The sequence below is a fragment of the Aliikangiella coralliicola genome, from assembly GCF_007004725.1.
Classification (GTDB): domain Bacteria; phylum Pseudomonadota; class Gammaproteobacteria; order Enterobacterales; family Kangiellaceae; genus Aliikangiella; species Aliikangiella coralliicola.
Genome location: NZ_ML660171.1, coordinates 78,202 through 98,524 on the forward strand (window position 1 = coordinate 78,202; position 20,323 = coordinate 98,524).

31 protein-coding genes are annotated in these 20,323 nt (G+C 41.3%); 12 read left to right on the forward strand and 19 right to left on the reverse strand.

The window, feature by feature from the left end:
- The first annotated feature begins 80 nt into the window (after window positions 1–80).
- A complete protein-coding gene (locus FLL46_RS23885) occupies window positions 81–5,126 on the forward strand; it encodes a PKD domain-containing protein (RefSeq protein WP_142934457.1) in 5,046 nt (1,681 codons plus the stop codon).
- Between the two features lie 153 nt (window positions 5,127–5,279).
- Here FLL46_RS23885 and FLL46_RS23890 read toward each other — a convergent pair whose 3' ends face one another.
- From FLL46_RS23890 to FLL46_RS23955, 16 genes are all read right to left on the reverse strand, one after another.
- On the reverse strand, window positions 5,280–5,654 hold the full coding sequence (locus tag FLL46_RS23890; protein WP_142934459.1) for an FHA domain-containing protein: 375 nt from the start codon (window positions 5,652–5,654) through the stop codon (window positions 5,280–5,282).
- A gap of 241 nt (window positions 5,655–5,895) precedes the next feature.
- Window positions 5,896–6,060, reverse strand: coding sequence for a hypothetical protein (locus tag FLL46_RS27240; protein ID WP_168204305.1), 165 nt, complete (start codon window positions 6,058–6,060; stop codon window positions 5,896–5,898).
- Window positions 6,061–6,366: 306 nt separating this feature from the next.
- A complete protein-coding gene (locus FLL46_RS23895) occupies window positions 6,367–7,572 on the reverse strand; it encodes a phage integrase Arm DNA-binding domain-containing protein (protein WP_142934461.1) in 1,206 nt (401 codons plus the stop codon).
- Window positions 7,562–7,780 (reverse strand): excisionase, encoded by a 219-nt coding sequence (locus tag FLL46_RS23900; RefSeq protein ID WP_142934462.1) that lies wholly within the window; start codon window positions 7,778–7,780, stop codon window positions 7,562–7,564. The genes FLL46_RS23895 and FLL46_RS23900 overlap by 11 nt, the downstream gene beginning before the upstream one ends.
- Before the next feature lie 9 nt (window positions 7,781–7,789).
- Window positions 7,790–8,188: a hypothetical protein gene (locus FLL46_RS23905; protein ID WP_142934464.1), complete on the reverse strand. Its 399-nt coding sequence runs from the start codon at window positions 8,186–8,188 to the stop codon at window positions 7,790–7,792.
- The gene (locus FLL46_RS23910; protein WP_142934466.1) at window positions 8,185–8,550 is read right to left on the reverse strand and encodes a YopX family protein; all 366 of its coding nucleotides are present in this window, start codon (window positions 8,548–8,550) and stop codon (window positions 8,185–8,187) included. Before FLL46_RS23910 ends, FLL46_RS23905 begins: the two co-directional genes overlap by 4 nt.
- A gap of 23 nt (window positions 8,551–8,573) precedes the next feature.
- The gene (locus FLL46_RS23915) at window positions 8,574–9,488 is read right to left on the reverse strand and encodes a DNA cytosine methyltransferase (RefSeq protein ID WP_142934468.1); all 915 of its coding nucleotides are present in this window, start codon (window positions 9,486–9,488) and stop codon (window positions 8,574–8,576) included.
- Window positions 9,485–9,733: a hypothetical protein gene (locus FLL46_RS23920; protein WP_142934469.1), complete on the reverse strand. Its 249-nt coding sequence runs from the start codon at window positions 9,731–9,733 to the stop codon at window positions 9,485–9,487. The genes FLL46_RS23915 and FLL46_RS23920 overlap by 4 nt, the downstream gene beginning before the upstream one ends.
- A gap of 7 nt (window positions 9,734–9,740) precedes the next feature.
- Window positions 9,741–9,938 (reverse strand): hypothetical protein, encoded by a 198-nt coding sequence (locus tag FLL46_RS23925; protein WP_142934471.1) that lies wholly within the window; start codon window positions 9,936–9,938, stop codon window positions 9,741–9,743.
- A gap of 818 nt (window positions 9,939–10,756) precedes the next feature.
- Window positions 10,757–11,155, reverse strand: coding sequence for a single-stranded DNA-binding protein (locus FLL46_RS23930; protein ID WP_142934473.1), 399 nt, complete (start codon window positions 11,153–11,155; stop codon window positions 10,757–10,759).
- A 58-nt stretch (window positions 11,156–11,213) separates the two neighbouring features.
- Entirely contained in the window at window positions 11,214–11,378 is a 165-nt protein-coding gene (locus FLL46_RS27245) for a hypothetical protein (RefSeq protein WP_168204306.1), read from the reverse strand.
- Between the two features lie 15 nt (window positions 11,379–11,393).
- Window positions 11,394–11,888: a siphovirus Gp157 family protein gene (locus tag FLL46_RS23935; RefSeq protein WP_142934475.1), complete on the reverse strand. Its 495-nt coding sequence runs from the start codon at window positions 11,886–11,888 to the stop codon at window positions 11,394–11,396.
- Window positions 11,889–12,341, reverse strand: a complete 453-nt coding sequence (locus tag FLL46_RS23940) for a Rad52/Rad22 family DNA repair protein (RefSeq protein WP_142934477.1) — start codon at window positions 12,339–12,341, stop codon at window positions 11,889–11,891.
- A complete protein-coding gene (locus FLL46_RS23945) occupies window positions 12,325–12,531 on the reverse strand; it encodes a hypothetical protein (protein ID WP_142934478.1) in 207 nt (68 codons plus the stop codon). The genes FLL46_RS23940 and FLL46_RS23945 overlap by 17 nt, the downstream gene beginning before the upstream one ends.
- Before the next feature lie 14 nt (window positions 12,532–12,545).
- Complete coding sequence (locus FLL46_RS23950; protein ID WP_142934480.1) at window positions 12,546–12,896, reverse strand: hypothetical protein; 351 nt, start codon at window positions 12,894–12,896, stop codon at window positions 12,546–12,548.
- Between the two features lie 26 nt (window positions 12,897–12,922).
- Window positions 12,923–13,210 (reverse strand): hypothetical protein, encoded by a 288-nt coding sequence (locus FLL46_RS23955; RefSeq protein ID WP_142934482.1) that lies wholly within the window; start codon window positions 13,208–13,210, stop codon window positions 12,923–12,925.
- Window positions 13,211–13,629: 419 nt separating this feature from the next.
- On the opposite strand from FLL46_RS23955, the gene FLL46_RS23960 reads away from it, so the two are divergent.
- Both FLL46_RS23960 and FLL46_RS23965 read left to right on the forward strand, forming a co-directional pair.
- On the forward strand, window positions 13,630–14,166 hold the full coding sequence (locus FLL46_RS23960) for a hypothetical protein (protein ID WP_142934484.1): 537 nt from the start codon (window positions 13,630–13,632) through the stop codon (window positions 14,164–14,166).
- Between the two features lie 40 nt (window positions 14,167–14,206).
- Window positions 14,207–14,416: a hypothetical protein gene (locus FLL46_RS23965; protein ID WP_142934486.1), complete on the forward strand. Its 210-nt coding sequence runs from the start codon at window positions 14,207–14,209 to the stop codon at window positions 14,414–14,416.
- Here FLL46_RS23965 and FLL46_RS23970 read toward each other — a convergent pair.
- Both FLL46_RS23970 and FLL46_RS23975 read right to left on the reverse strand, forming a co-directional pair.
- Entirely contained in the window at window positions 14,382–14,693 is a 312-nt protein-coding gene (locus FLL46_RS23970) for a hypothetical protein (RefSeq protein WP_142934488.1), read from the reverse strand. The genes FLL46_RS23965 and FLL46_RS23970 overlap by 35 nt on opposite strands.
- Before the next feature lie 107 nt (window positions 14,694–14,800).
- Window positions 14,801–15,421 (reverse strand): hypothetical protein, encoded by a 621-nt coding sequence (locus tag FLL46_RS23975; RefSeq protein ID WP_142934489.1) that lies wholly within the window; start codon window positions 15,419–15,421, stop codon window positions 14,801–14,803.
- A gap of 356 nt (window positions 15,422–15,777) precedes the next feature.
- On the opposite strand from FLL46_RS23975, the gene FLL46_RS23980 reads away from it, so the two are divergent.
- A complete protein-coding gene (locus tag FLL46_RS23980; protein ID WP_142934491.1) occupies window positions 15,778–16,077 on the forward strand; it encodes a hypothetical protein in 300 nt (99 codons plus the stop codon).
- Between the two features lie 79 nt (window positions 16,078–16,156).
- Complete coding sequence (locus FLL46_RS23985) at window positions 16,157–16,537, forward strand: hypothetical protein (protein ID WP_142934493.1); 381 nt, start codon at window positions 16,157–16,159, stop codon at window positions 16,535–16,537.
- A gap of 7 nt (window positions 16,538–16,544) precedes the next feature.
- On the opposite strand, the gene FLL46_RS23990 is transcribed toward FLL46_RS23985, so the two are convergent.
- Window positions 16,545–16,961, reverse strand: coding sequence for a helix-turn-helix domain-containing protein (locus FLL46_RS23990; RefSeq protein ID WP_142934495.1), 417 nt, complete (start codon window positions 16,959–16,961; stop codon window positions 16,545–16,547).
- Window positions 16,962–17,054: 93 nt separating this feature from the next.
- Between FLL46_RS23990 and FLL46_RS23995 the strand changes: the two genes are divergently transcribed.
- From FLL46_RS23995 to FLL46_RS24025, 7 genes are all read left to right on the forward strand, one after another.
- Complete coding sequence (locus tag FLL46_RS23995; protein WP_142934497.1) at window positions 17,055–17,969, forward strand: hypothetical protein; 915 nt, start codon at window positions 17,055–17,057, stop codon at window positions 17,967–17,969.
- On the forward strand, window positions 17,938–18,522 hold the full coding sequence (locus FLL46_RS24000) for a replication protein P (RefSeq protein ID WP_142934499.1): 585 nt from the start codon (window positions 17,938–17,940) through the stop codon (window positions 18,520–18,522). Before FLL46_RS23995 ends, FLL46_RS24000 begins: the two co-directional genes overlap by 32 nt.
- A gap of 4 nt (window positions 18,523–18,526) precedes the next feature.
- The gene (locus FLL46_RS24005) at window positions 18,527–18,721 is read left to right on the forward strand and encodes a hypothetical protein (protein ID WP_142934501.1); all 195 of its coding nucleotides are present in this window, start codon (window positions 18,527–18,529) and stop codon (window positions 18,719–18,721) included.
- A gap of 119 nt (window positions 18,722–18,840) precedes the next feature.
- On the forward strand, window positions 18,841–19,302 hold the full coding sequence (locus FLL46_RS24010; RefSeq protein WP_142934503.1) for a hypothetical protein: 462 nt from the start codon (window positions 18,841–18,843) through the stop codon (window positions 19,300–19,302).
- Window positions 19,299–19,649: a hypothetical protein gene (locus tag FLL46_RS24015; protein WP_142934505.1), complete on the forward strand. Its 351-nt coding sequence runs from the start codon at window positions 19,299–19,301 to the stop codon at window positions 19,647–19,649. The genes FLL46_RS24010 and FLL46_RS24015 overlap by 4 nt, the downstream gene beginning before the upstream one ends.
- Window positions 19,650–19,651: 2 nt before the next feature.
- Window positions 19,652–19,951 (forward strand): DUF1364 domain-containing protein, encoded by a 300-nt coding sequence (locus FLL46_RS24020; protein ID WP_142934506.1) that lies wholly within the window; start codon window positions 19,652–19,654, stop codon window positions 19,949–19,951.
- A 76-nt stretch (window positions 19,952–20,027) separates the two neighbouring features.
- On the forward strand, window positions 20,028–20,315 hold the full coding sequence (locus FLL46_RS24025; RefSeq protein ID WP_142934508.1) for a helix-turn-helix domain-containing protein: 288 nt from the start codon (window positions 20,028–20,030) through the stop codon (window positions 20,313–20,315).
- The last annotated feature ends 8 nt before the right edge of the window (window positions 20,316–20,323 follow it).

A 20,323-nucleotide genomic window follows, 5' to 3' on the forward strand; every position in this document is an offset into this window, starting at 1 on the left:
TTGTGAAGTTCTTCCATATTTCTGATCGAGTTTAATGGCAAGATCCCTTGAAATAAAAATGTTTATATTTCGAGGGAATTATGGATTCTTTATCGCATATAACAAAAAAATGGTTGTTCGTAATCTTGAGTGTTTTGCTGATTGCGAGCTGTAAAGATGAGTCAACCGAAGAGCAAGAAGAAAGCCAACAGGTTGTTGAAGTAAAGCAGTCAATACCATTTGCTTATGTCGAGCGTAGCGTTGCAGCGCAGGCTGAGCGTTATAAAAATCAATTCGAGCAGTCATTACAAAACTCGGGTTTATCACCGCTTGATTTACATTCGCCTTACGCATTTAACACCGGTGCTCGCCTTATGGTACGTACTGGTCTGGAAGTTGATGCAATAGAAAGCGAAGTGCTATCTGAGTATTTTGGCTCCACAGATTATGATGTCAAAGATTTGAATGTATCTGCTGACGGTAAGCAGTTAATTTTTGCTGCACGGGGTTCTGACGCTAATCTGAAAAACTTCACCTGGAATATCTTTATTTATTCCTTCGATAACAAGTCGATACGACGAGTCATAGAAGATGACGCTATCGCTAATGCCGGCCAGGATACTAATCCTGTGATTAACAATGAAGGCGTCATCGTTTTCTCTTCTGATCGTGACGCGGGTGACCCGGCTTTTCCGAGAGAAAATATTGAGCTTGTAGGCGATCTTTGTGAAAAAGTTGATCCAATCGAAAACCCTTCGTTGTTGCACAGAATGACTGCCCAAGGTGAAAATATTGTTCAGTTAACTTTCGGTACAACAAACCACGATTTAAATCCTACTTTATTGAGTGATGATAAAATTGCTTTTGTTCGCTGGCAACGAAGTATGCAACCGGCACCACAATGTTCAGCGAATAGTGGTCACTCATTCGAGGCTGATTTTGCTGCAGGCTTAAACAGTCCTGGCACCTGGTCGGATACTAATCAATGTAATCTGGCGAAACAAACTGCCGATGGTCCGGTGTTTGTCACTAACCATTACCAACTGCTAACCATTGATGCGCAAACTAAAAGTATGCAACAGTTGTACAGAACCACTACGCTGGATAATTCTGACGCCGCTTTTCTTGCACTCGATAAGTTATTACAAATTGAAAACGGCAGTTTGATGACTTTAATTCGTCACCAGTACAACAGTGTATTGGGCGGGGGCGTGTATGAGTTATTACCCGTTCAAGGCGAGCAAAATGACAATATTTTTTCAGAATTTTCTCCCCGTAGTTTGACGTCTAAAAACGTCGATTTATACCCGGAACAACTTTCTTTAGCGGGCTGGTTCAGCACTTTTTGGCCATACCGAGACGACTCTTCGCGTTTACTGGTAAGTTGGGCACAGTGTTCAATAATAGACCAGGGAATTAACCGTTTTTGTAGCGCTTCAGATTCTGGCGCAGAACTAGATGTTCAGTATGGAATCTGGGTTTATAACCCTAGCGATGACAGTCGTTTGCCGGTGGTTCGAGTGAAAGCCGATACTGTTTTTACTGAGCTTGCGATCAGCCAACCTATTGTTGCTCAGCCTTCTTCGTTGCAAGTGTTCGACGCAGACTTTACCGATAACGAAGATGGTACCGAAATCGTTTGTCATTTCCCGAATAATTTACCGATTGCCAATGCCGGTGCCGATCAACGAGGTGTTGCCGGAAATGTTTATAAACTAAATGGCTCTGAGAGTTACGACCCTGACGGCGATGAACTCACTTACGCCTGGACAATCACAGAAAAACCGCAAGGAAGTGCGGCTAACTTAGTTAACAGCGATAGCGTAACGCCTGATTTAGAAACGGATGTTGGTGGTGTTTATCGAATTCAATTGGTGGTTAACGACGGGGAAGCTGATAGTACGCCGGATAATGTTAACGTGACAGTGATGGTCGTTAATAATGTGCCTAAAGCCGACGCCGGTGCTGATCAAACTGTCAATATTGGAACCCTGGTTAAGTTATCAGGAGCCAATAGTTCTGATGCTGATGGAGACAGTTTAAGCTACCGTTGGTTAATTCTAAACGCGCCGGCTCAGAGCACGGCAATACTTTCAAATTCAACAACTGTTGAACCAGAGTTTACGCCGGATCGTGTTGGTAGCTACCAGGTTCAACTGATTGTTAACGACGGTAAAGTTGATAGTGCGCCTGATACCGTCAACATCATTGCGGGCGCTCCACCGGTCAATAATGCGCCGACTGCGAATGCAGGTAATGATCAATCCGATGACCTGGGTAAAACTTTTACTTTGAATGGTTCCGGCAGTTCAGATCCTGATGGTGATGCGCTCACCTATCGCTGGAGTATCCAATCAAAACCGACGGGCAGCAGCGCTTCGTTATTTAGTGCTAATCAGGTGAACGCGAGTTTTACGCCTGATGTAGAAGGCGACTATGTGATGCAGTTGATTGTTAACGACGGTCAGGTTGATAGTAATATCGATACAGCGACCATTTCGGCAGTCAAAAATAATACTCAACCGGTTGCAAACGCTGGAAGTGATCATCAAGCGCTAACACAAGAGACTGTTGTATTTGACGGTTCGGCTAGCTTAGATGCTGATGGCGATAGCCTAACTTATAAATGGTCAATGGTTAGCAAACCGGCTGGAAGTAATGCGTTATTGAATAATTCAGAAAGTGTTAAAGCCAGTTTGATTGCCGATGTTGCTGGTAGTTATACCGTTCAACTAATTGTGAATGATGGTGAGCTGGATAGTGTACCTGATTCTGCAATAGCAACGATTGAAGCAAAAAATCAAAAGCCTGTGGCGAATGCCGGAATTGATTTGACCGGTGCGGTGGGGGATACCATTACCTTAGATGGATCTCGTAGTTCAGATCCTGATGGCGATCCATTGACTTATCGCTGGACGATGACTTCGTCTCCCGCAGGAAGTTCTGTGATTTTAAATAATGCGGACAAAGTTAATCCAAGCTTTGAACCAAACCTGGAAGGTGATTATGTCGCGCAGCTAATTGTTAATGACGGCAGTGAAGATAGTGATGCTGATCGCGTTAACATTAAAATAAGCATTGTCAATTTGAGACCTGTGGCAAATGCCGGAGAAGATCAAAATGCTTCGACTGGTACCCAGGTGACACTGGATGGTTCGGCCAGTAATGATCCTGAAGGAGATCCGCTGACTTATCGTTGGACTATTTTACAATTGCCAAGCGGTAGCAGCGCGACGCTGGATAACGACGAAAGTGTTTCGCCGACTTTGATGACCGATGTGAAAGGCAATTATGAAATTCAACTCATCGTTAATGATGGAACTAGCGATAGCTTGCCTGATAGTGTGACTGTTTCAGTTGAAGATCCGAATAACCCGCCTGTTGCCGATGCGGGACCTGATCAGCCTTATAAAAGAAACCAGACTTTACAGCTCGACGGTTCAGCGAGTAGTGACAGAGATGGCGACCCGCTAACTTATCGTTGGTCGGTTGTTGAACCTGATGTGACAGATAATATTCAGCTGTCTAATGAAAATGATGTAACACCAAACGTCATTATTAGTGACAGTCAAAATTATCGTCTGCAGTTAATTGTCAATGACGGAAAAGTTGATAGCGCGCCAGACTTTGTTGAGTTGAAACTCGACAATACTAAACCTGTTGCCGATGCCGGTGAGGATATCTGTGATACGGTTGGTGTGACTATTATGCTATCGGGTGCCGGTAGTAGTGATCTCGACGGCGACCCGTTGACTTACCAATGGCGAATTGTTGAAGCGCCAATTGGAAGCAGCAGTGCATTATCTGACAGTCAGATTGTGAATCCTTCAATCACTTTTGACACTGCCGGTCGTTACGTCATTGAATTGGTTGTGAGTGATGGTGTGGTGCTCAGCGAACCAGATACCTTAGTGGCGACTATTGATGAAGCGAATACAGCGCCGATTGCAAACGCTGGAGAAGACCAGAGTGTGCACACGGGAAGTAAGGTGACACTTGACGGTTCAGCGAGTCGTGATCCTGATGGTGATCCCTTGAGTTTCCGTTGGAGTATTTTGCACAAGCCTGCAGATAGTAATGCTGAGCTTTCATCGTCGAGCAGTGTTCAGCCAAAATTAGACATTGATGTTGCTGGTGATTACGTTATTCAATTAATTGTTAACGATGGAGAATTGGATAGCGAACCCGATACCGTTATGATTTCGACTTTCAATATGCGTCCGGTTGCTAACGCTGGTGACGATCAGTCTGTCGATATCATGGAATTGGTTAAGCTTGACGGAACCGGAAGTTATGACTCTGATGGCGATGATTTAACTTATCGCTGGAGTTTGTTAACAGTTGTTGGTGGTACGCCGCCAGTCATCGTTAATGCTGAAAGTGCCGAGCCGGAAGTGACTATTAATGAAACGGGAACTTATGTATTCCAGTTAATTGTTAACGATGGTGCTTTAGATAGTGTACCTGACACAGTAACGATAGAAGTGGCGCCGGCGACTTGTGATTTGTCTGATGAAACCCAGCGAGTGATCCCGGTTACCATTCGAGACTTTACACCTGCCCACCCTGATTTTGAGTATCACAATATGGGAACGGATTATGGAATTGTTAAAAAGGATTTAGGTTCCGATGGGCTACCTGTTTATGCGCGCTCTTACGGTAGTAGCAAAACAACAAATGGTGCGGCCTATTTCTACCAATGGTATCGAGACACCGACGGCGTTAACTTGAATATTCCGAAAACGCTGGTGATTACCAGAGAACCTGACTCGACAATTTGGGGTTACAGTAATTCAAGCTTCTTCCCAATTGATGGTGAAGGTTATGGTAATTCTGGATTAACCAATCCTGATCACAACTATCACTTTACCATGGAGACTCACTTATCATTTGATTATAAAGGTGGTGAGGTGTTTACTTTCCGTGGTGACGATGATCTCTGGTTATTTATCAATGGTAAGTTGGCAATTGATATCGGTGGAATTCACTCGGCGATTGAGCGGACAATTGACCTGGATGAGATTGCTGATGAGTTAGGCATTACTGTTGGTAATCGATACTCATTTGATTTGTTCTTCGCTGAACGTCATACCACGCGTTCGAACTTTAAGTTCCAGACTAACATGGATTTGGAATGTGTGGAGTAAAAGTTGATGGTTTAAATATGAATCATTAGTTTTTATGTTTCGCAAATAGCAAAAAACCGCTCTTAGTTAGAGCGGTTTTTTATTTCTGATTTTACAATCCCGAAAAAGATTTTCTCTTAGTCGATATTCTCAGCTAATTATCGATTAAGGAAGTTAGTCTTCCAGATAATACATTCCTGGTATCCAGCTTTTCTTAAAAGCTTTTGTTTGCGCTAACTTTTCATTTTCTTCGTCAATAAATTTAAAGTTTTGTGTGCCGATGACAATAACATCTTGATCGGATAATAGGTGAGTAGTAACTTTTTGGTTATTCACAAATGTGTGGTTCGTGCTTTCTAAGTCGTGAATAAAACAAACGTAGGCGCCATCAGTCAGTTGCTTTTGCTCAATTTTCGCATGCTTCTGGCTGACGGAAAGATCGTCCAGGTAAATATTGTTGTTGATTGACCGACCGATCGATAATCCCGCTTCTGTAATGTTAAATTTGTTGAGAACATTTCCGTCGAGTAGTTGTACCAATACCGCCATAACTGATCCCTGATTGATTGCTGGTTAATATTGTCGATAATGTAAATTAATAGTGGATTGTAGCTGAAGATGAGCAATTCCCAAACGTCTTTTTGAAGCTTATGAAAATTAATAAATAGAAGGCTGGGTTGTTAAATCGGTTTGATTGGTGGGAATATCGAATTTTCAGGTAACAGACAAGATTCTTAGCGCCACTTTGGGCGCTAGCTCTAGATTCCGCGTTGGCTATCGTTAGCTTATTTTAGCCTCGAACAATGATAACTTTTTGCGGTTTTTCTGGTGTGTCAGCAATGGCGGCATGGCCGACAGAACACCCAAACTCGTGTACGGCAGCTAATCCTAGCCCAATGGCTAAAAACGCCATACATACTTTTTCTTTTACTATCCTTATGTTTATGTTTCTCATGGTCAACTTCTCTGACAGTTGGTAAATACCTGGTTAATATCGCGACTTGGTTTTCCAGATTATGCACGCGATTTGTTGCTTTGTTATTAACAGTAATGCAATAGGTGGGCCAATATGTTTTGTTTTTGTAAGTTATTGATTGTTAAGGTAAAAAATGAAAGATGTAGTGCTGATTGATTGGAAAAGTGTCCGGTTTTGAGGTAATCGAACAGTGTACTGTCCGGATATGGGACACTCCATATTTTTAAGCTGTTGATTTTAAAGGTCCAAAACCTTTCCCCAAATCCTCCCCAAATCCTCTCCAAATCAGCGTACATGAACAGTCTCCCAGTCGAACCCTCTAGCGTCATGATATTTGGCCGTCATTTGTGGGTTTTTGTGTCCCAACAAAGTGGAAGTATTCACGCCTTGTTTCTTATAAGTACGCTCAGCAAGAGATCTTAGTTCATGGAATGTGGCCGGTGTATTTTCGCCCCAATCAATGTTGGACAAAGAGACAAGTTCGCTGAATTTTTTAGATAAGGTCTTCGGAGAAACTGGTGTACCTTTTCTAACCGTTCCATTACTTTTAGCATGGTGGATCAAGTTAACTGCGAACGAGTATATTTTACAACGCTCAACTGCTTCTCTAACCGACACATTGAAAACATTGTTTCTAAGCGCCAGGGGAATTCTGAGCATATTGCCGGTTTTTTGTTGGAATACGTGTAAATGGTCACCATCAATATACGAATAAGGTTTAGCGCGTTTATCTCCAGCTATTCTTTTTTGATAAAGTTTTTCCCAGTCTCTGCCTTTGCGAAAACGGAACTTCGTAATATCTTCTAGCCGTTGACCTGTAGTTATTGCCAGCCAAATACTATTGATTAACCAGGGTTGAAATCTCGGCCTGGTTACAGTGTTCAATGTTTGCAAAACTTGGTTGATTGACTCTTCAGTGAATCGAGCCCGTTTAATTACGATTGATTTTTTCTTGATCACATCTAGTGGGTTGGTTTCTGCTTCGCCTTCAGCGATAGCGGAACGAAAGAAATCATGTAAACCAACAATGATTTTTTGCGCCATACTTCGTTTATCATCATCGTAATAGGTGTTGAGAATACCTGTAATCTGTTTTGTGGTAATTGCCCTTAATAGTGTATCGCCGTGGAAAATGCGCAAAGGTTTGATGTGAGACTTGCGGCCATTGAAAGTGTTATATGAAATCTCACCACTTTTATATTGCTTTGTGAGTTCTGCGACGTAGTGCACTGCCCATTCTTCGACTGTTAGCTCCTGTTTGTCACTCGATAATAACAATTCCAGTTTTTGCTTTTCCAGCATTCCGTAAATCGCGACATTCAGCATTTTTGCCCGATGCTTGGCTTTTGCAATATCAGGCCCCAAGCCTTTGAATTTTCCATCTCTTGGATCTTTGTATTGCGCGTAAACACGATTTGTTCTTTTATCTTTACTCAGGTAGAGATTTTCTATACCGTGATTGTTGAGCTTGTTTCGCTTCTTAGGAGACACTTTTTAATATCCTGTCAACGATTGGATCGCCACTATTATTATTCACTTTTGGTGGGACATATTGAGCATAAGATTCTACCATCCAACGTCCACCTATTTTTAGCGGAGCAGGTTGAATTAGACCACTGGTGGCCCAAGCTCGAAGCGTATTCATAGAGTGCCTTACACTAAATTCCTGTTTGTCCCATTCTTGCAAAGTTATTTTCATAGTTACACCTCAATCACATCCTCTTTCAATTCCGAGTCCATCCTCAGTGGTAAATTTTTTCCAATGTCTCCAGCCAGAAATAGGGCAGTGGAATCCCCATTCACGAACCTTTGGACCGGTTATAAAAATTGTCCAGGCTGGTCCCTTTACCAGTTCTAATCGGTGCGCCAGTTTTGCAGAGCGTATGATCGGGAGAAGTCGCGGAATGTGTCTAACGCTATTGAAAGTGTGTTCAATGAGCTCACCTTTCAATAAGATTGAAAGACTCCACCAAGGGTGGTCATGAAGCGCACGATCATCATCTGAGCGATTAAAACAATGCAGATATATGTTAAAAAAGCGATTACGGGGAATCACATACCAACGCTTTAAGTAATCGCCGCCTATTACCTGGTCTGGTTCTCTCATGCCGCACCTTTTATCATTTCAGGGTTTTCAAATGCGTGACCAACTTTTTTAAATGCTTGTTCTTCAAAGCTGCGCTTGGTTAATTGCATCGTGTGGCCAGTCTTGTGGTTGAGTAGGGCAAAGCAACAAATACTAGGGTCAAAAGTGACTTCCAGGTTGTAGTCGTACCAGCTCGATTTAACAATGTCACCTTGATAGACAATTGTGCCGTTTGAATATTTAAAGCCAGGTGAATAAACGAGCTCTACATTAATTCTCACCGTCAAGTTATCGCCTTCCTTATGAAAAATGCGTCCATCTGCACTGACATAAATATTGTAAAGCCAGACTTTCTTAGCTTTGTCGAATGCTTTGAATTTCATAACACACCTTTAGCTAATATTTTTTAAATCGCTTTCTTAACTGCTTTAAGAACGTCACGAACTTGAACCGGACAAGTAGCATTACCCAGTAATTGAATTGCTGGTGTCCTGGTTTTGGGAAGTTTGATGTGATCACCGAACGACATAGCCTTGCGATACTCGTTAATATTCAGCATTCGCATTTTGTCGCCGTCGACCACCGCCCATCTATCCTTAGTAGTGATTGTCCCAATGGGGCGACTAAGGCACCGCCCAGTTTTTCCTGAACCAGATTTGTAATAAGGCATTACGAATCTATCACCAAATCTCTTACGGCCATTTTTAACGCGTTCGAGGGTAGCGGCGGCTCTACCTGGTTTTTCAATTAGGCTCCATCTGGCGTAGTCCCATTCGATAATTGAGTTAACGCCTACGTGTGGCCGTTTCGGTATGCTTATTTCAATAGGGTTTTTGCTTTGAGTTCCAATGATGAATACGCGCTCTCTGTTTTGCGGTACACCAGAGTCAGCCGCATCGAATGTGTTAATAGAGAGGCTATATCCAAGAGATTCAAAACAAGACTTCCATTGTGGGAATAATTTCCAATTTAAAAATTTGGGCACATTTTCAATTAAAAAAACTTCTGGTCTATGATATTCCCAGCAAGAAACAGGAGCCCAGGCGGTCGAGCGGCTTTTATGATGATGCGGCCCTTCTTTTCCTCTTGCGTCCGTATGACCTTGGCAGCATGGGCTAGCAATTCCAAAATTATGAGCTGGAACTTGGGACCAGTCTGCCTGTTGCAAATCTTGGCAGCTGTGAATAGCTTCCGGGTGATTTAGGCTGTGAAACTCTACCGCAATAGGATTATGATTTGCTGCCCATACGACATCTAGACCGGCCATTTTTGCTGCTTCGGTATTGCCGCCAATTCCAGCGAATAAATCTATGGCATTCATGCTTCTACCTCACGAGCTTCTTTTAATTCCTCTTCGAGTTCTGCGATTGTTTCTTCGAGCTGGATAATTTCGGATTTCTTTTCTTCTAAGAAAAATTCGAGCTGGTTGTTTTGCTCCTGAAGAGTTTCAACCGAACGAGTCGCGAATTCGAGTTCCTGAATAAGTTTCTTTTCCTGAGGTGTACCAAATATTTGTAAATGGTTTATTAGTTCATCAGGGGAATAGCAATCAGTGTTTACGTCCATAGTGTGCTCAGTTAAAAATATCGATTTGTTTAGTTTCGTAATACTTGCCGCGCTGACCTTTTACTTTTGTTTCTTCCACAAAGCCGCCCATTAGTGCTGACTTCAGTTCACCTTTCACTTTGTTAACTGACATTCCTGTCTGCTTAGCTAACATTTGAGGCGTGTACTTCATGCCTGGTCTCATTTGGTCGATGCTTGTTGTCATGAGCTCACCTTTGTTAAGTCCCACCCTGGCTACCGACTCAAGGAACAGTTAGTCAGTAGTAGGGTGGGGGTCTACACTTATCAAAACTTTTAGAGCGAAGTACGGTTGATTAGTCCGTACTTCTAGCTAACTTTGCGTCCCTCCCGCGAGTATGCCTGCGGTAGCTGTTAGGGCTCATTGCGTGACAAGGTAATCAACTCCTTATCCATACTCCGCTCTAAAAGTTTTTAATCGCAACAAAGGCCGAACAGCAAACCTTTATCACTACGAATTGAGAGAGTATTACCAGCTCTGTTCTATCTCTTAACTAACGGGCTCTCATCGTTTACACCCGTCGCCATCCTTTAGGCTCAGTTGACTACAAATAAACTCGCGGCGAATAAATGTATTTGTAGTTAATCAACTTCATCACCTCTTCTCACTGTGGTATTCGTTGGGCCTCGCACCCATTCGGTCATCTTCTCAAGCTACCTCGCGCCTTTTGAGCTGCGCACAATGCGAGTACTAATCCATCATCAAAAGCTACTTTGCATGACTGCATAGGGATTCTTTTTGAGAAAGGCTCTGGTTCCCGTTTGATACTGCCGTCCCACTTTAAGCTGGCATTCCAGTCGGTGCTGGAGCGGGTTGAATTTTAAGTGCGTCCCCCTGCACTCAAAGCCTTTCTCAAAATTGGTGCAGACCTTCCAGCCTGCGCGGAGCTTGAACCAATGCTAAGCAATGTTTGGGCTCTAGGCGGGATCGTCTGTCTACGCGCCGCCTCGTTACTCGTAGACAAACAGACCGATTAAGCGCGTCACCCGCTTACTACCTGCAGACTAAAATGGAATATCGTCATCAAATTCGTTATCGATTGCACCGGCGATTTGTTGTTGCTGGTGCGTGTTATTTTTCATCGGGTCCGCGGTTGATTTGCTCACAAAATCCAAACTGTTAACCAGTAACTCTGGGGTATACTGTTTTTCGTTTCCTTTCATCCAAACTTCGATACTAAACTGGCCTGAAACGACAACTCTTGTACCAATTGTTAAATACTCTGTTAGTTTTTCTGCTCGGTTACCCAGTAGCTTGCATTTCAACCAAGATGTTTTTTCTCTTTCTCCGAAACCAGAAGTTACCGCTATAGGAAAGTCAGCGATGCATTTGCCGTTAGGCGTGTAGCGCTTCTCGCAATTGCGTCCGATATTTCCGCTAACCGTTAAAACATTTATTGCCATTTACTTGTCCTTTAAAAAGCCCCGCACCCCGGGAAGAAAAGTGCGGGGAATTGGGGTACTACTGCAGATTAACTTTGTTCAGGTTGCTAATGAATCGCTTAACTTTCGTTTTGCTTTCTTCGTTTTCCAGGTAAAGTTTTATCCCTTCGTTTAAAGCAAAATTAATAACGCTTTTTTTATACTCTCTTAATCGAGAATCATCGTTGCTCATGTCGAGTTCCATTTTTACGATTCCTTTTTATTTAATCAGTAGAGAGCGTTTGCCTTTCGAAAGATGTGCACCTGGTATAGATTTACCTTCTTTCAAATCAGCTTTGAGTTTTGTTTTGTCGGCGCTTTTTTCAATTTTCGTTTTCACGTAATCTTCTGGTAGGTCATCAATCTCGTCGATGGTGACAACGTCCATTGCTTTTCTTAATGTGATCCGAAATTCAGGGCATTCGATTTTTTGAATGCCGCATTGCTCCATGTTTTCACGCAGGTAGTCTTTCATTCTTGCAACAAGCTTTTCTTTCGACTTACGACGAGCAGCAATTCTTTTCTCCGCGTCTTTCATCGCCTTAATATCCGCTTCGATATTTTGGAAAAAGCCTGATACAGCAATCGCTTTATCATTAAACTCGGTTTCAATTCCCGATAGCGTATCGTTAATAATTTCCTCGTCTAACTCATCCATGTCTGCCATGGCTAGAAACGCGTCTTGATAGTCTTTCGATATTTTGTAGAGATTCATTTAAGCCACCTGTTTTTGTTTAGGTAATGCCCAGTCGGGCAGTATGGGTGGAGTTGTAAACTTTCCCCATTGGTCGATAGGGTAGTAACGATTGCCGTCTAGATAATAGAGATAGCGTCCGATACCAAACTTAACTGCAGCCCGTTTAAACGCATCGGAGATAGCGCCTTTCTCACCCTCAACATTCGTGTCACCGGCACCGTCGCTTTTTGTGATCCATTCATCGCCAATTCGAATTGAGAGCTCGCAAATGAGTCGTCCTGAGGCAGTCTCAATATATTTGTCCTGCCAGTTGGCAAAACCGATTACATCATCGAGACGCTTCATCACATTTCGCGCGTCGAGGTAAGCGAGTGCTGTCGCCTTATCTTTAGCTCTTGATTTGCGACCAATACGCCAGTGGATTTCGTTTGGCTTAAAGGGCTCTTTGAATTGATTAAGAATTATATCCATGGCTAGACGCCTCCATTTGATGGTATTTTTTTCCGTACCAGTATTCGCACATATCAAAATCAGCACCGGTTTGATAAGCGGATTCTCTGGCTTGATCTTCGGTTAACGCGCCATCAAACCAAAGCTCACCGATTTCTTTTTCTGCTTTGGCTTTGTCAAAAATATCAATTTTTTCTGCAGTGTTACTCATCTTGGTTCTCCCTGTTATGCAACTTTGTGTTCAGGCATTAAAAATTCTGATTGCTTCATGCCGTGATCGTCAGGCTCGCCCTCAATATCAATGTCTTTGAATTCGTCTTTGATTTGGTTTGCGTAGGCTTGTGCAACGATTCGTCCAAGGGCAGAGTGCAGGGCGGTTTCATCTTCGCAATAGGTTTGAAAGAGTTCCTGAATGTATTCAGATTCTTCGGATATAGCTTCGATAAGGTAGTTTTCGAAATCTTCAGCTTCCTGAATTGATGCCGCGATACCAGCTTGTAGGTTCTTCTTGACCGCTAGCTCTGATAAATCCATCAACTGCGAGCTTGCTTCCGTGAAAATCTGAAGTCTGTTCATTTCTGCTCTCCCCGGGATAGGCCCGATTAGTGAGTGCTGTTTAGTAGTGATGGGAAAAGAGCTTTACGTAATTCTTTTTGTGTTTTTTCGTAGGCTTCTACCTTTTCCATTGCTTCCTGAATGGAGACACCAGATTCCTTTAGCACCACATCCATTCCTGCTGATAGGGCTGCGAACTGTGTTCGACCTGCTTCAAGACTGTGGGTTGAAGCTTCGCTAGCTAGCTCTAGTTGCGTAGCGCTTAAACTCAGGGCTTTGCAGTGCTCCGAGATAGCGAAATTATTCTCTCTGATGGCAGTTTGTAGGTTTTCCACTTAGCTCTCCCGCTGGATGATTTAATAATTGCTTACTAAACTGATAGTGAGCTTCTCTATATGAGATAAAATAATTGGCATATCGCATACAATTATGTTTTGCCTCATGCTAGACTGCTTTTAACGCTTTTTTGGTAGATTCTTTGTTGAAAATAGCGTTAAACATAAGTTGGTGTAAGTGACAATGTAGATTTAATGTATACCTTAATGGTATACTTTGTCAATACCTTAATGGTATATATTTGTGCTTGTTTTCTATGTTGGCTTTGATTGCACTTTTCTGTGGTAAGTAAAACGGGAGGTTTATTTATGAAATTTCAAAAGTATTTGGATATGTGCCCTGGTAGCGATCCACCGCCAGATGATCCACCGAACGATCCAAACGATAATAAGGGCAAGGATAACGGTAATATCGTTAAATGAGTCTAAGCGTTCTTCTTGAGAATATAATGCTGGTCATCTTGGTGATCAGTGTTATTTTCAGTTTTGTTTTAAAATACGAGCTCGCTAGAAACGCGTTTATATGCCTCTTATTTTATGCAGGTCTAGCTGTTCAGTATTATCTAAAGGAGCATGGTTTAGGTGCTTGGTGGTTTGTGTCATTTGGCTCTCTGTTTCTAGTTGGTATGATTGGGGTCTTGTTTTTGAAATGGAAAAGTATAAGTAAGGCCGATTGCTGCATAATATTCATTTTCTTTTTGGGCATCTTAAGAAATTTAATTATGCATTTTGACCGTTATCTTTTGAAAGATAATTCGTTTTTAGAGATCTACCGCGTCTCAAGTCTAGTTTTTGATGCGTTAGTTATCTTTATGATTTTCTGGCCTTTAGTAACTAGAAGTGCCAGCAATATCAAAAAAATGGAGCGTTATGGAGTATTTAGGATTTTTAGTTTTATGTGGGGTAGCATTAGCAGGATCCCTAGTTTGTTTCATCGTAGTAAAACGGTTAAATAAGAGTAAAGTCATTTCGAAGGCCGACGTACTAGATGAGAGAGTGATTTCAGAAATTTCTGGCGATCCATCTGTGTTTATTCAAAATGCGGAGCGCAAGAAAAACCTGGAACAGCGACGACGGCTAATTATTAAAAAAGTATTGGATATTGATTCCGATGCACCGGCGGATGATGTCGCAATTCAAGCGATTGCTTGTAAAATGGAAGCCGAAAGTTTTATTTCCGACTATCCAGAAGAGCTAGATTCGTAACAATTTCATCGTCTTCAATTTTAGGGAAGTATTCAGGGTTTAAAGCTGCGTGTTTGTGAAACCTTCTCCACCAAACAGAAAGTGCTAACGGTTTTGTCTTAGCATCCATTTGTTCAATAGCGTATCTTTCAACTAGTAAATCGTGTGCTACTTCTTTCAGCTTTTTGTACTTAATAAGATCCGCAGGCTTTTCTGCAACCATATAGTCTAAGTCGAGCGACTTGCCAGAATCAGCACTGCGCTTAAAAATTCTAGTAAGTAATTCTTTTAGGGTCATTGCATCTTCCATGTATTCATTAATTTGATAGTGATCGAAACTATCACTACGAGAGATTTGATTCCAGTGTATTTAGTGTGAAACAGCGTGAAAAACAATAAAATAACTTAAGATCGTGCGGTAGTATGTGACCTTTCGTGTTCGTTTCTTAACTTCCCAAATTCATTCAATAAATCAATATATATCTCTTCAATAATTTCCGCATATAGTTTTCTTGCTTCCTCGTTTGATATATCAACACCAGGTTCATCTTTAACTTTTTGAAGTGTTTCGTGCGCTAAAACGCCTGCTTGTACCATTAATTCTTTCTTAGGGTCTTCTGATTTGTAGTAAATGGAGTCGATGGTGTAAGGATCTCCGTTGTAAAGCTTGGTAAGCATTCTGGAAAATTGCTCAGGAGTAGAAGGTTCCTTTAAATATTTCTCAGTTTTTTGGGCGAATTTTACTGCTAACAGCATACGGGAGTTGTTTAACTCCTGATTGTCTTTAATGGATTCTTCTGGCATACCATCAAGTGAAAATTGGATCAGGTCCAAAGATTCTTCAATTTTTCTAGCCATATCGTCGCTGATAGGGCGATTAGGGCGTTTACCAGCAAATTGCCCAGTGTATGTGGGATCTTGATCTAATAGATCTGCAAGTCTTTTCTGGAAACCGTAACCTTTCGATTCGATGATCTTTCTTAGGTTCTTGTGCCTTATTTTTTGTAGTTCTGTAAATTTTCTCATCTAGGAATTATACCTTTTAGCTAAACTCTTAAAAAATACCATAAAGGCATAGAATATTTGTTTGCTTGGTATATATTTAAAATTTTATTGATCGAAATATACCAATAAGGTATATTCTTTCTGTCGGAGGCAGAAATGACTAAATTCAGACAATTTATTAATAACTTAAAAGTAAGCGGTACTCTCAGGAATTTTGCTTTGCAAGCAGAAACTACTGAGGGGTATATCAATACACAATTAATGAAACCGTATAAAACACCTAGAAAAAGGCTTTGGAATAAACTGATCGATGCTTCGAATGGTGATCTAACGCAGGGTGATATGGTCGAGCATTTCATGATGAGCAAGGAGACCTCATGTCAATAGGGAGCTTTTTAGGAAAAAAAGAAATACCTTTGAAAACGAAAACGACTACATATTGCCATAAAGTATTTACTGATCTTTGCAAATTTCTTCGCACCAAACACGCGGCTCTTTTAAGAGATTTAGCGATATATGCCTGCATTGTTTGGGAGCATCCACGTTTTAAAGAGCTTGAGAAAAAGCTTCGCCAATCGCCATTGAACGAAAAAGCCATTATTGATGATTTAATCAATTCTTACCTCGATGGCGAAAAATCAAAGGTAGTTAGCATACACCGCAATCGAAGAGGTTAACAGGTCAAGATTAGGCCCTGGAAAGGGCCTTTTTTACACAAATTCGGGGCCCTTATTAGGACCAAAAAGAGAGATGAGTATGAAATTACGAACGAATGTATCAAGTTTTATCAGAAAATTAACTGCCATCAGATTTTACAAAGTTCAAAGCGAGATTGTGCTTGAAAAATTGGTCAATGAAATTTCTTTTATTACGGCAGCGAACGACAAAAAGAATTTTTTATGTAATTCATTACCAAGAGTAAACCTAATAGATGAGTCGGACATAAAGAGTGCAAGGTTGATTCGAGTCCTAAATGACCTGAAGGTAGTTTCAGCTTTGCTGCTTGAACCAACGGTTAACAATCTGATGGAAATAGAAAGAAAATTATCTTTAATTCAGGCTAATGAAAGAAAAAGATATTTAGCAAGAAAGCCCGCTAATGTAATTGATTTTCCAATGTTTTCAAGTGTGCGTTAAGTGGCAACTAATGGTCACTGTTATCAGTTTGGAGATTCATAAATATATCCATCGGGTTTGTTTTTGGATCAACTATTTCAGCTTCCCATCGAGCCAAGGCTGCATCGAAGATTATTAATGGGTTGACAGTTTTCGGACTGGCAGCAGCTATAGAAGCGTAGTCTGAAAAGTATTTTCTAACTTTTTTTATGTCAAGTTGAGTATGCGTGTTGTCCATGAAACCAATTTCTAAACCAAGTAAATTTTCAATAGTCCTGGCAGAGTCATCTGAAATATTTGCTCGGTTTTCATTATCACCCAGCCAACGAGAGACAGTATTAGGATTTAACTTTAACTTTTCAGCAAGTATTTTTTGTTTGCCATTGGCGTACTTAAGGAGAATTCCGCGTACATTAGTAAGCCTTATTTCATGGATGGTTTGCATAGTATTAACAGTTACGGAAAGTGCAGATGTAATCGATTCTAGACGCGAAAGGAGAATGATTCAATATAAAGCTCAGCGACGAGTTTATATCTCATGAAAGGATTTATTAAGCTTCATAGAAAGATTATCGACTGGGAATGGTACGGCGATATAAATACTTTTGCTGTATTTCTTCATCTTCTTTTGAAGGCTAATCATCGGCCTAAAAATTGGCGTGGGAAGGTGATCGAGCGAGGGCAATTAGTCACAGGAAGGAAGATTTTGTCGTCTGAATTAAGGTTATCGGAACAGCAAATTAGAACCTGTTTGAAAAGACTGCAATCAACCAACGAAATAACCATCAAATCAACCAGCCAGTATTCGATTGTAACCCTTGTGAATTATAGCCTACACCAAGACAGTGAAGAACAATCAACCAACGATTCAACCAAGCAATCAACAGCAGAAATAACCAACGAGCAACCAACAGAAAATGGTACTTTTGAAAAAATCGTTAAAAACTCAACCAACGAATCAACCAACAACCAACCAGCGGAAAGCGTTGACACAAAAGGGGTGGGGCGGAATAGCAACCAACAATTAACCGACGACCTAACCAACAAGCAACCAACAACTAACCAACAGCTAACCACTAACAAGAAGTTAAAGAATGAAAAGAATGTAAAGAAAGATCTTAAAGATATTAATACGTTGAAATCTTTGCCACCTGAAAAGTTACTTTCTGAAAAAGAACTCGTGTTTTTCAAACCTGATTGCGTGGATTTAGGAATTTGGAAAGAATTTATTTCATTGAGAAAGCGCAAAAAAGCAGAAAAGACTGTCAGGGCCACACGCTCATTAATTAAAAACTTGGATGAATGCGTGCAAAACGGAGTTTCTCGAACAGATATGATTTTGATGTGTTTGGACAAGGGGTGGAAGGGAGTGAATTATCAATGGTATTTGAATTTGAATTCTAACAACCGAGGAGCCGCTAATGGAATTGACGACAGCAATATCGACTGGTGACCAAAGCAAACATGTCGTTAATCAGCTCATGAAGGAGCTTAAGGCGATTTGTGTTGCCTGGCGGGTTAACTTTGAAAAACAGGAAGAATACAACCGGATGCGCGGAACCTGGTTGAAGGCGTTAACAGAAAACAATATCGATTCCATTGAAAAGTTAGAGCTTGGATTAAAGATTGCTCGCCGCGAAGCCAAACCGCTTTGGCCATCCCCTGGAGAATTCATCAAATGGTGCGAGAAGGGAGTTATTGAGTCTCTGAATATTCCCGATGAATACGATATTAACCGGACGCTAATTCGATTCAACGCCGGGCAAATTCCGAGATTGGATAAATATTGCTATTGGGTCTGGCGAAACATAGACGCTAAACGGTTCTTGGAATCTCGGGTTGAGCAAAGTGAAAGACATTTGGCAAAGGTCTACAGGAAAATGATTCGAGCCGCGCTAAGTGGTGATGAGTTCATAGAGCATCCAACGGCAATTCCGAAAGAGGTTGTAAAAGTAAACCGCAAAAAGTCATCAATGAAAATTAAGAAAATCATTGACGGACTGTAGTGAGATGAAATTCTTCGTCAAAAGCGAATGGCATGCAGAAAGCAAGTGTGGGAAGTATGCAATTTGTTGGACGGGGGCTGATAAACCGATGTTGACGGTTAGCTATCGAGAAAAAATTTTAGGTTACACGCAAGACAAAGACAGAGCCAAACAAATTTGTGAAGAGCATAGAGATGAAATCACCCGAAGAACGAACTAGGTACAAAATCAAGCACAAGAAGCGAGAGCTTGAGGCTTGGTTTATGGGCGGTAAATTCATCGCTGATAACTACTTTGAAATTGCTGTGAATGATGCGTCGATTGTTGAACGTATTGGAAATGAAAAGGAAATTTGGGGCAAAAGATGGAAATCGTGTTAGTGATGGTAGTGGTTTTGATTTTGGAATGGATAATTCAGAGGCTAAAAAAGTGAGTTCATCTAAACAAAAATTGTTGACTGATTTGCGTAAGAAACTGGCGAATATTGAAACAGCTGAAAAGGCTTTGTGTGAAGAAATGAAATACGCAGCGCGAGCTCATAGTGAGGCGATGAACGCGGTTAGAGAAATAAAAGAAGATATTAAATCACTGGAAAAAAGCATGGTAGGCATTACTGATCACGCTGTATTGCGCTACCTGGAACGAGTAAAAGGCTTAGATGTTGCAGAGATCAAAAAACAAATACTGGATGAAAATATGGAAATGATTATTGAGAAGATGGGTAACGGTAAGTATCCAGTTTGTAACGGCGTTAAAGCAGTAGTGAAAGACAAGACTGTTGTTACGGTGATAGCAAAATGAGTGACTTACTGGATATTGAAAAAACTCTCCAATTCATTAGAGATAAAGCTGACGAATACGCAGTTGCTAAATCACAAATGGAATACCTGAAGGAATACCGAAAGACCAAAAAATCGCAGCTAATTATCGAGGCTGAACGAAGTGGGGTTAAAACCGTTCAATCACGAGAAGCTTTTGCTTACGCTCACAAAGACTACATTGAGTTACTAGACGGCCTCAAAGTCGCCATGCATGACGCTGAGAAACTGCGCCTTATGATTAAAGCGGCTGAATTAAGGATTGATGTCTGGAGAAGCCAGAACGCTAATACACGCATGGAGAGAACGGCATATGGAGCGAATCATTAGCCATGAAGCATAAAAGCAAGAAAATTACTCAAAGCGCAAAAGGGGAGGAATGCCAAATCAGAATACCTGGTGTTTGCAATTTTAACGAAGAGACAACTGTGTTTTGCCATCTGAATGGCGCTGGCATGGCGCTCAAAAACAATGACAATGAGGGGGCTTACGGTTGCTCGAATTGTCATGCGGCAATGGACGGCCAATTAAAAACAACTTTTAGTCACGATGAACTAAAACTCATGCATCTGGAAGCAGTAATGCGAACTCAACGAATTTTGCTAGAGAAAGAACTAATCGTCTTGAAATAAGACACCAACAATTCAGACCACAATCCAAATATCATTTGCTGTGGTTGACATTAAACATCAGAAATCGAGGTGCGACATGCCAATCAGACAAATGACTAAGCAGCAAATACTTACCGCTGAAAATATGTTACTTGAAGGATACAGTAAGTCATGCATTGCCAGGGAAATGAATGTAACTCGCGTGACACTTAGGAAGATCTTGCGGGAATATCGAGAGTACGGTGACGCCGCGCTGGATTTCACTTCAAAACGCTACCCAAAGCCGAGTAAAGTATCTCGCATTCACAATTCAAAGCCAATTCGGAAGGAGTTTGAAGAGAATGCTGAGAGTTGGAGGAGAGTACTTTATCGGCAGGCCGGTTAGATGTTTAT